At 55.2% G+C, this 9,221-nt stretch carries 12 protein-coding genes; 6 read left to right on the top strand and 6 right to left on the bottom strand.

The window, feature by feature from the left end:
• Together RTK32_RS14035 and ftsY are read right to left on the bottom strand one after the other, a co-directional pair.
• Positions 1 to 186: ATP-binding cassette domain-containing protein (locus RTK32_RS14035; RefSeq protein ID WP_312044966.1), on the bottom strand; the 186-nt coding region annotated here is incomplete at its 3' end.
• Between the two features lie 5 nt (positions 187 to 191).
• Positions 192 to 1,736: a signal recognition particle-docking protein FtsY gene (gene ftsY / locus RTK32_RS14030; RefSeq protein WP_312044964.1), complete on the bottom strand. Its 1,545-nt coding sequence runs from the start codon at positions 1,734 to 1,736 to the stop codon at positions 192 to 194.
• Positions 1,737 to 1,901: 165 nt separating this feature from the next.
• On the opposite strand from ftsY, the gene rsmD reads away from it, so the two are divergent.
• Entirely contained in the window at positions 1,902 to 2,507 is a 606-nt protein-coding gene (gene rsmD / locus RTK32_RS14025) for a 16S rRNA (guanine(966)-N(2))-methyltransferase (protein WP_312044962.1), read from the top strand.
• On the top strand, positions 2,497 to 2,766 hold the full coding sequence (locus tag RTK32_RS14020; RefSeq protein ID WP_312044960.1) for a DUF1145 family protein: 270 nt from the start codon (positions 2,497 to 2,499) through the stop codon (positions 2,764 to 2,766). The genes rsmD and RTK32_RS14020 overlap by 11 nt, the downstream gene beginning before the upstream one ends.
• 39 nt (positions 2,767 to 2,805) lie before the next feature.
• Here RTK32_RS14020 and RTK32_RS14015 read toward each other — a convergent pair whose 3' ends face one another.
• A complete protein-coding gene (locus tag RTK32_RS14015; protein WP_312044958.1) occupies positions 2,806 to 3,156 on the bottom strand; it encodes a DUF2500 domain-containing protein in 351 nt (116 codons plus the stop codon).
• Positions 3,157 to 3,288: 132 nt separating this feature from the next.
• Between RTK32_RS14015 and RTK32_RS14010 the strand changes: the two genes are divergently transcribed.
• Both RTK32_RS14010 and RTK32_RS14005 read left to right on the top strand, forming a co-directional pair.
• Positions 3,289 to 3,915 (top strand): lysoplasmalogenase, encoded by a 627-nt coding sequence (locus tag RTK32_RS14010; protein ID WP_312044956.1) that lies wholly within the window; start codon positions 3,289 to 3,291, stop codon positions 3,913 to 3,915.
• 84 nt (positions 3,916 to 3,999) lie between these two features.
• Positions 4,000 to 6,228, top strand: coding sequence for a zinc/cadmium/mercury/lead-transporting ATPase (locus RTK32_RS14005; RefSeq protein ID WP_312044954.1), 2,229 nt, complete (start codon positions 4,000 to 4,002; stop codon positions 6,226 to 6,228).
• Between the two features lie 43 nt (positions 6,229 to 6,271).
• On the opposite strand, the gene tusA is transcribed toward RTK32_RS14005, so the two are convergent.
• A complete protein-coding gene (gene tusA / locus RTK32_RS14000) occupies positions 6,272 to 6,517 on the bottom strand; it encodes a sulfurtransferase TusA (protein WP_312044952.1) in 246 nt (81 codons plus the stop codon).
• Between the two features lie 193 nt (positions 6,518 to 6,710).
• Here tusA and RTK32_RS13995 point away from each other — a divergent pair, with 193 nt between their 5' ends.
• Positions 6,711 to 7,376, top strand: a complete 666-nt coding sequence (locus RTK32_RS13995; protein WP_312044950.1) for a 7-cyano-7-deazaguanine/7-aminomethyl-7-deazaguanine transporter — start codon at positions 6,711 to 6,713, stop codon at positions 7,374 to 7,376.
• Between the two features lie 134 nt (positions 7,377 to 7,510).
• Entirely contained in the window at positions 7,511 to 8,068 is a 558-nt protein-coding gene (locus RTK32_RS13990) for a DcrB family lipoprotein (protein WP_312044948.1), read from the top strand.
• Positions 8,069 to 8,110: 42 nt separating this feature from the next.
• On the opposite strand, the gene RTK32_RS13985 is transcribed toward RTK32_RS13990, so the two are convergent.
• Both RTK32_RS13985 and iolE read right to left on the bottom strand, forming a co-directional pair.
• Positions 8,111 to 8,485: a hypothetical protein gene (locus RTK32_RS13985; RefSeq protein ID WP_312044946.1), complete on the bottom strand. Its 375-nt coding sequence runs from the start codon at positions 8,483 to 8,485 to the stop codon at positions 8,111 to 8,113.
• Positions 8,486 to 8,513: 28 nt separating this feature from the next.
• On the bottom strand, positions 8,514 to 9,221 hold a 708-nt coding region (gene iolE / locus RTK32_RS13980; protein ID WP_312044944.1), incomplete at its 5' end, for a myo-inosose-2 dehydratase.

Genomic DNA, 9,221 nt, shown 5'->3' with positions numbered 1-9,221 from the left:
GCTGAACCAGATATGGCCGGCGCTGGGGCGCTCGATACCGCAGATCAGTTTCAGCAGGGTACTTTTCCCCGCCCCGGAGTGCCCGGTCAGAAACGCCATTTCTCCCGGTTGCAGATGAAAATCTACTCCCTGCAGCGCTTGCCGACCGCCGAGATAAGCCTTACTGACTTCTTCAAAGCGAATCATCCTAACTAGTCCTCTCGGGCAAATAGTGCCTCTATAAAATCGTTCGCCTTGAACGATCGTAAATCTTCGATGCCTTCGCCAACGCCGATATAGCGAATAGGAATACCGAACTGATCGGCTACAGAGAAAATCACGCCGCCTTTGGCGGTACCGTCCAGCTTGGTCAATGTGATGCCCGTCAGGCCCACCGCCTCATGGAACAGCTTAGTCTGGCTTATGGCGTTCTGACCGGTGCTGGCGTCGATGGTCAACATAACCTCATGCGGCGCCTGTTCATCCAGTTTCTTCATGACGCGGGTGATTTTCTTCAGTTCTTCCATCAAATGCGATTTATTCTGCAAGCGTCCGGCCGTATCGGCGATCAGCACATCCACGTTGCGGGCTTTCGCCGCCTGGATGGCATCGAAAATCACCGAAGCGGAATCCGCACCGGTATGCTGAGCCACCACCGGGATATTATTACGCTGGCCCCAAACCTGCAGCTGCTCGACTGCAGCTGCACGGAAGGTATCGCCCGCCGCCAGCATCACCGATTTGCCTTCTGCCTGGTACTGCCGCGCCAGCTTGCCGATGGTAGTGGTTTTGCCCACGCCATTGACGCCGACCATCAGAATAACGAACGGCGTTTTGCCGGTCACGTCCAGCGGCGCTTCAACTTTCGCCAGAATGTCGGCCATTTCCTGCTTCAACAAGCCATACAGCGCTTCAGCATCGCGTAGCTGTTTGCGACTTGCCTGAGCAGTCAGATTACTGATAATCCGGCGCGTAGTGTCAACGCCCACGTCGGCAATTAACAGCTGCTCTTCCAGCTCTTCAAACAGCTCATCATCAATTTTTTTACCACGGAACAGGCTGACAAAGCCGGAACCTAAATTCTGTCGGGTTTTGACCAGACTGCGCTTCAGGCGAGCAAAAAAGCCCTCTTTGGTCGGACGCGTCTGCTCTTCGCTGACCTGCTCTTCCGCAGCGTTAGCCTGTTCGACTTTAACCAGCGCGGCAGCGACGGATTCTTCTTCCTCAATGACCTTCATTTCCGCCGCTGAGGCGCCTGCAGACAGCGCGACAGCTTCCAGCTCTTCCGGCGTGATTTCGTCGGCCTGTTCTGCCGCGATCGTCACTTCTTCCGGCTCGGGGTCGGGGGCGACAATTTCTTCAGGCAAAAGCTCTGGCTCTTGCTGCACGGCCGCCGTCTCTTCCGGTAGCCACTCTTCTTCTGGCTCCAGGCCGGCCGTTTCTTCCGGCAGCCATTCCTCTTCCGGCTCTGGCTTCGCGACGGCAATCTCTTCCGGCTGTGTTTCCGGTTTTACAGCAGCGCTCTCTTCCGGCGCGGGGCTAACCTGTTCTTGCGGATCCTGCTCAGCCTGCTGGCGAGCAACGGTTTCCGTCACTTCTACAACGGCTTCGGCACGCTGCTCAACCTCAGGTGGCGTGTCGGCATGCGCTGTTTCGCTCTGCGGCTGTTCTGGCGTTTGGACTTCTTCCTCAGGCGCTTTTTCTTCGCGTCCTAATCCCAGCCAGGAAAAAAAGCCACGTTTTTTATTTTTTGCCATGGTGTAAACACGCTCCTCGCGGGGAAAAAACCGTCAGGTCTCTGAAAATAATCTTAATCCCCTAGTCTAACACTTTCCTGCTGACGCAACACAGCACCCTTTTTACGTTTCCTCTGTCCGGTAAGCCCGTTAAACTGTGCAACAAATTATGAAGAGTTAAGTCAGATGAATAAAAAACCTCGCGGCGGCAGCGCCGGACAGATCCGCATTATTGGCGGCCAATGGCGCGGCAGAAAGCTGCCTGTACCCGACAGCGCCGGACTGCGCCCGACTACCGACCGCGTGCGTGAGACGCTGTTTAACTGGCTCGCACCCGATATTCAGGGTGCACGCTGCCTGGACTGCTTTGCCGGCAGCGGCGCGCTGGGACTGGAGGCATTGTCTCGCCATGCGGCATCGGCCACGTTGCTGGAGCTGGAGCGTCCCGTCGCACAGCAGCTGGGGAAAAATCTGGCTACGCTCGGCGCGGCGAACGGCCGGGTAATCAATACCAACACGCTACAGTTTTTGGCTCAGGCCGGCGAACCTCACCAGCTGGTTTTCATCGATCCCCCTTTTCGTAAGGGATTACTGGAAGAAACGCTGACGTTGCTGGAAAGCCAGGGCTGGCTGGCAGAAGAAGCATTAATCTACGTGGAAAGCGAAGTGGAAAACGGGGTACCGCCCGTGCCGGTAAACTGGCATCTGCACCGGGAAAAAATCGCCGGTCAGGTCGCCAGCCGTCTTTATGTTCGTCGTTCCCCCGAAAAGAGAGAAACGCATGCTGACTAATCTGGGCAGAGCACTGATGCTGTGCGTATGGGCCTTTTTATTGCTGAACCTGGTCCATCCTTACCCCGCGCCACTAAAATATTTTATCAATGTCGCGCTGTTTTTTATGGTGATTATGCACGGTTTGCAGCTGGTTCTGTTGCGCGCCACGCAGCCTAAAGATGCCCCTAAACTGAGCGGCATCCTTCAGGCCAGAATCTTCTTTTTTGGCGTGTTTGAGCTGCTGGCCTGGCAAAAAAAGCAATTTCCGAAACAGTAACGCAGGCCATACACGTTAAGGCCTTTCCCGGCCAGGCTGTCAGCGTGGCCGGAAAGCGATAAACCTGGTGCCCTGTACCTGCAGCTCGCCCTTCTCACCTCGTTCCAGCTGGCGGTAGTCGTTGGCTTTCAGCACCAGCTTAAAATCCCCTGCACCGTTCAGGGGATGAAACCACGCTTCGTATCGCATTGCTTCAACCGGTACATTTTCACGCTGACGCGAGCGTAGCGCAGAGGTAGAAACTTCGCGTTTATCTTTGATTTCCACAGGCAGGCTGCGTACAGGTGAAGCATCGTTCACTGCCACTTCCTGCCGCTGCTTGATAAATTGCCGGGTCGCCAGCACGGCGATGATGGCCAGCGTAATAAAAAAGATCAGGGGTGGCTTCACGACTTTTCCTCATTTTTTCAACATGGGCACAAAGAATACAACCAGAGACCTCTCATTGTCACATCGTCAGCCCCTGTCCTAAACTAAAATCAGAACTGTGGAATTTAGCCTCTAAAAACAAAGGGACACATTATGATTTGGTCGTTTCTGGCAGTGCTTTTTTCCGGCTGGCTGTACGTTGACGCTACTTACCGTGGCCCACAATGGCAGCGCTGGGTCTTTAAACCGGTCACGCTTTTACTGCTGCTCGCCTGGGCCTGGCAAGCGCCAGTGTTGAGCGCTACGGATTACCTTATCCTGTTTGGTTTACTGGCGACGCTGGTCGGTGATGCCTTAATGCTGCTGCCCGAGCGGCGCATGCTTTATGCTATCGGCGCATTCTTCCTGTCGCATCTGCTTTACACCATCTGCTTCGCCAGCCATATGACGCTGACATTCTTCTGGCCGATCCCTCTTACTGTGTTAGTTATCGGTGCGCTGCTGATTGCGGCAATTTGGACAAAGCTTGAGGAGTTACGCTGGCCGGTGTGTACCTTTATCGGTATGACGCTGCTGATGGTCTGGCTGACCACCGAACAGTATGCTTTCCGGCCGACGGATTACGGTTTTTCGCTGATGGTCGGGACCTCGCTGCTGCTGTTCGCCAACATTGTCTGGCTGATTAGTCATTATCGTCGCCGCTTTGCTGCGGACAGCGCCATTACGGCTGCCTGCTATTTTGCGGGACACTTCATGATCGTCCGCTCACTTTACCTCTGATTTTTGCCTTGACTCTGGAGTCCACTCCAGAGTGTAAGATAAGCCTGACAGGAAGGTTACCCGTCAGGCTTATCAGGAGGCATCATGCATCACTCTTCATCTTTCCCCTGCTCTTGCGGGCAGCGCCACCCGGTGGGCCAGCAAAACTGCAGCAGGCCACGTCCCGAAGCAGGAAAAATACTCTCTGTTCACGGGTGTTGCGCTCCTGCTCCTGCCGATTCGCCACCTGATGAGGAAAGCGACGGGTCTGGCGCGGACTACAGCTGGCAGATCGGCGGTATGGACTGCCCGAGCTGCGCTAAAAAGATCGAAAATGCCGTAGGTCAGCTGGCTGGGGTGACCCAGGCTCGCGTGCTTTTCGCTACGGAAAAGCTGGTAGTCAGCGCCAATAAGGACATACGGCAGCAGGTTGAACAGGCAGTAGCCAACGCGGGTTTTTCCCTGAGATCTGGCGAACAACCCGCCGCACAGCCAGTCGGCTTCTGGCAGGAAAACAGGATGCTATTGCTGCTCGGCGGACTCCTTCTCGCGAGCTGGCTGCTACAGATGATGAGTCCTCAGGCCGGGAAAATCGCTTTTACCGCTACTACGCTGGTAGGCTGCTGGCCGGTAGCCCGCACCGCACTACGCCTGATGCGTAGCGGGACACCTTTCGCCATTGAAACGTTAATGACCGTGGCCGCGCTTGGCGCACTTTTTATCGGCGCGACCGCTGAGGCGGCAATGGTGCTGCTGTTGTTTATGCTTGGCGAACGTCTGGAGGCTTTTGCTGCAGGACGTGCCCGCCGTGGCGTAACGGCGCTGATGGCGTTAAAACCCGAGCAGGCGCTGCGCATTCAGGGTGAAACGCGCGAAACGGTGGCCGTGAGCGCACTTCGCCCTGGCGATCTCATAGAGGTTACCGCGGGAGGGCGTCTCCCTGCTGATGCCTGTCTGGTCACGCCTTTTGCCAGTTTTGACGAAAGCGCGCTGACCGGTGAATCCATGCCGGTAGAACGCCTGGCGGGCGAGCCTGTTGTGGCCGGGAGCCTGAGCGTCGATCGCCTGGTCAGGCTGAAAGTCACCTCAAAACCGGGTCAAAGCGCTATCGATCGTATCCTGCATTTGATTGAAGAAGCTGAGGCCAACCGCGCGCCGGTCGAGCGTTTTCTCGATCGTTTCAGCCGCATCTATACCCCGCTGGTCATGGCCATTGCGCTGCTGGTGGCCATTGTGCCGCCGCTGCTGCTTGCGGGCGACTGGCAGCCGTGGATTTATAAAGGGCTGACGTTATTGCTGATTGGCTGCCCTTGCGCGCTGGTTATCTCTACGCCAGCGGCGATAACTTCCGGCCTCGCGGCGGCGGCAAGACACGGCGTGCTGATCAAGGGCGGCGCGGCGCTGGAAAACCTGAACGCCATACGTACGCTGGCATTCGACAAAACCGGCACGCTGACCGAGGGCAAACCCCGGATTGAGAGCATTAAGGCTTTCGCCCACTTCAGCGAGGCGGAGCTGCTGGCCAACGCCGCGGCTGTCGAGCAGGGATCTTCTCACCCGTTGGCTAAAGCGATTGTGCAGTTAGCCACGCAGCGCCAGCTTGCGATCCCTGCCGCTACGGCCCAGCGGACCATGGCCGGAAGCGGAATAGAAGCGGTAGTTAGTGGCCACAAACTTTTAATCTGCGCGCCGGGCGGACTGACGCTGGCAGCAGAGCAGCGGGCAGATGTTGCCTCGCTGGAGTCGGCCGGGAATACGGTTGTTATTGTTGTCCAGGACGGTATGCCTGTCGGGCTTATCGCGCTGCGCGATACGTTGCGCGCGGATGCGGTTGCCGCGCTGAAAGAACTGCATGCCTTAAACATAGAAACGGTTATGTTGACCGGTGACAATCCGCGCGCGGCGGCAGCCATCGCCAAAGAACTCGCCATCGGCTATCGCGCTGGCCTGCTGCCTGCGGACAAAGTAGCGGCTATTCGTGAGCTGAATCAGCAAAATGCGGTCGCCATGGTCGGTGACGGTATCAACGATGCCCCGGCGATGAAAGCGGCGACGCTGGGCGTGGCTATGGGCGGTGGCAGCGACGTGGCCCTGGAAACCGCCGATGCGGCGCTGACGCATAATCGGCTGGCGGGGCTGGCAACAATGATCCGTCTGGCACGAGCTACCCACGCCAATATCCGACAGAATATTGCACTGTCGCTGGGACTGAAAGGCGTGTTTCTGGTCACCACGCTCCTGGGTATTACCGGACTCTGGCTGGCGGTGCTGGCAGACTCCGGTGCGACCGCGCTGGTCACGGCAAATGCGCTGCGGTTACTGAGTAAGCGCTAACTTAAGCATGGCCTGCCCGTTTCGAGGCGGGCAGCATGCTCTGTTACAGCCCTTTTTTTAGCAGATAGCGATACGGCAACGCTTCGGTCGCCTGCGCCAACAGTGTATGTTCCATAAAACGGCAGAATCCGGGAATATCGCGGGTGGTAGCGGGATCGTCAGCAATAATCAGCAGCGTTTCGCCCTCCTGCATATGGCGCACGGCTTTACGCACCATCATTACCGGCTCAGGACAGCGCAGACCCAGGGCGTCCAGGGTTTGGTCGGGATTTGCGAACGGTTCACTCATAACATTCTCAATCAGACAGGAAATGCCCTATTTTACCCCCGGCGTCGACATGTGCAAGCCAGCCCTTAACGACAACGTTTGCGCTAAAATTAACCATTGCATTAGCAAGCTGTTTCGGTAAGATGCCGCGCAATCGCTCAGGCGAGACATTTTTTTGGGTTCCCTCACCCCATTGTTAAAAAAGGTTACATCGATGATCTCTTTCTCTTCTCGTCAGCGTACACACGCGCTGATCTGGCTGTCGCTTTTCCATTTGCTGGTCATTACCTCCAGTAATTATCTGGTGCAACTGCCTGTTTCCATTTTTGGCTTCCATACGACCTGGGGCGCCTTCAGCTTTCCGTTTATTTTTCTGGCTACCGATTTGACGGTAAGGATTTTTGGCGCTCCGCTGGCCCGACGGATTATTCTTGCCGTGATGATCCCGGCGCTGTTTATTTCTTATGGCATCTCCGTGCTGTTTTATCAGGGCGAATGGCAGGGAATGGCCGCGCTGACGAAGGTTAACCTGTTTGTTGCTCGTATCGCCTGTGCCAGCTTTATGGCGTATGCGCTGGGACAGATCCTTGATGTGCATGTCTTTAACCGTTTGCGTAAGCTGCCACAGTGGTGGGTCGCTCCCGCTTCCGCTATGTTCCTGGGCAATATCAGCGATACGCTGGCATTCTTCTTTATCGCTTTCTATAAAAGTCCCGATGCCTTTATGGCGCAGAACTGGGTAGAAATTGCGATGGTTGACTACAGCTTCAAAGTGCTTATCTGCATCATTTTCTTCCTGCCCGCCTATGGCGTACTGTTAAACGCCACGCTGAAGCGGCTAACAGAAAAATCCTCTGGCACTCAGGTCAACTTCGGCTAGTCTGTCACACTGTGGCGTGGCGCCTGGCAATGGCTTTTGGCAGGGCGGCACACCACGGCAGGTTGCTTTTAGCCGCTGATTACTATTGTATAAGTTGCTGAACAACGCGAACGACTAACGTAAAAGGGATCACGATGCGTAACTTACTAAAATATGCCGGTATCGGTTTACTGGTGGTCGGACTGGCCGCCTGCGACGGCAAAGACGATAAAGCCGCCGCCGATGATAACGGCGTCAGCAGCAGCCAGAGCAGCCAGACTGTTACCCTGATGGACGGCAAGCTCAGCTTCTCGCTTCCGGCAGGCATGTCCGATCAGAGTGGAAAAATGGGCACGCAAGCCAATAATATGCATGTGTATGCCGACGCTTCTGGCCAGAAAGCGATTATCGTGATTGCAGGCGACGCCACGAATGAAGGCCTGGACGTGCTGGCAAAACGCCTGGAAGCTCAGCAGCGTAACCGCGATGCGCAGCTGCAGGTGGTGACGAATAAATCTCTCGATCTCAAAGGCCAGCCTGCGCAGCAGCTGGATTCTGTCATTTCGGCTAAAGGCCAGTCTTCCTGGTCGTCGGTGCTGTTGGCAAAAGTTGACGGTAAACTGCTGACGCTGCAGATTACGCTGCCTGCGGAAAATCAGCAGCAGTCGCAGACCGAAGCAGAAAATATTATCAACACGGTAGTGCTGAAATAACTCTCTAAAAAAATAGCGCCTGATTCAGGTCAGGCGCTATTTTTATTGGCTTGTCGGCTTTAACGTTTTTTTACCTACCGCACGGTTTGTCTTAACAGACAGTTCGCCATCTGGTGCGGGTATGGCAGGATCGCCTGCTTCCGTTTTCCTGCTTTCGCCGTTTGCTGCTTTCCAGCCTTCACAATTTGCTGCTTCACAGCCTTCGACATTTACTGCTTGCCAGCTTGCGTAATTTACGTCTTTCCAGCCTTCGCAATTTGTTGCTTCACAGCCTTCGACATTTACTGCTTGCCAGCTTGCGTAATTTACGCCTTTCCAGCCTTCGCAATTTGTTGCTTCACAGCCTCCACCATTTGCTACTTCACAGCCTTCGATATTTACTGCTTGCCAGCTTGCGCCATTTACGGCCCTGGCCACTTACCGTTCTTCTGCCGGCAGTGCCCGCTTACAGACCTGTATGTTCACGAATATATTTTCTGGCCTTTACGGCATATTCAAATGGATTCGCCAGTGCCGGATCCTGCTCCGCCTCGACGACCATCCAGCCTTTGTAGCCTGACTCATCCAGGATTTTAAATACCGGGTCAAAATCAATTACGCCATCGCCGGGAACGGTAAAGGTGCCTTTTTTTACACCGTCCAGAAAAGAGAGCCGCTGGCTTCTGACCTGCGAAACGACCTCATCACGTACGTCTTTCAGATGCACGTGATTAATACGCGGCAGGTATTTTTCCAGGATGGCCAGCATTTGCGTCTGGTTGCCCTCCGAATAATAAGCGTGGCCGGTATCGAAAAGCAGATAAACATCGTCATGGGTCAACGCCATAAATTTGTCGATTTCTGCCGAGGTCTGGATAGCCGTGCCCATATGGTGGTGCAGACAGACCTGCATTCCCTTTTCCGCCGCCAGCGCGGCCAGCTCGTTATAGCCTTCCGCGGTCAGCCGCCACTCCTCTTCGGTAAAGTGCGGCTTTTCTTCCAGTACCGCCAACGTCGTACCCTGAATGCTTTTACTCTGCTCGGAGCAGCCAATAACTTTAGCGCCCATGGCATGAAGGAAATCGCGATGGTTGATAAATTCATCCACCGTTTTCGCCTTGTCGCCGTTGGCAAAAAACGTGCTGAACCAGGCGTTACAGATTTGGATACCGCG

It is taken from the genome of Erwinia sp. (assembly GCF_031978025.1).
Lineage (GTDB): Bacteria > Pseudomonadota > Gammaproteobacteria > Enterobacterales > Enterobacteriaceae > Erwinia.
This window is presented reverse-complemented; position numbering and strand designations above follow the sequence as displayed.

Excerpts from the sequence above, each read along its gene's own strand:
- RTK32_RS14010 (WP_312044956.1), top strand. The coding sequence starts at position 3,289 with ATGATTTGGTCGTTTCTGGCAGTGCTTTTTTCCGGCTGGCTGTACGTT.
- RTK32_RS14020 (WP_312044960.1), top strand. The coding sequence starts at position 2,497 with ATGCTGACTAATCTGGGCAGAGCACTGATGCTGTGCGTATGGGCCTTT.
- tusA (WP_312044952.1), bottom strand. The coding sequence starts at position 6,517 with ATGAGTGAACCGTTCGCAAATCCCGACCAAACCCTGGACGCCCTGGGT.
- RTK32_RS13990 (WP_312044948.1), top strand. The coding sequence starts at position 7,511 with ATGCGTAACTTACTAAAATATGCCGGTATCGGTTTACTGGTGGTCGGA.
- RTK32_RS13995 (WP_312044950.1), top strand. The coding sequence starts at position 6,711 with ATGATCTCTTTCTCTTCTCGTCAGCGTACACACGCGCTGATCTGGCTG.
- RTK32_RS14005 (WP_312044954.1), top strand. The coding sequence starts at position 4,000 with ATGCATCACTCTTCATCTTTCCCCTGCTCTTGCGGGCAGCGCCACCCG.
- rsmD (WP_312044962.1), top strand. The coding sequence starts at position 1,902 with ATGAATAAAAAACCTCGCGGCGGCAGCGCCGGACAGATCCGCATTATT.
- ftsY (WP_312044964.1), bottom strand. The coding sequence starts at position 1,736 with ATGGCAAAAAATAAAAAACGTGGCTTTTTTTCCTGGCTGGGATTAGGA.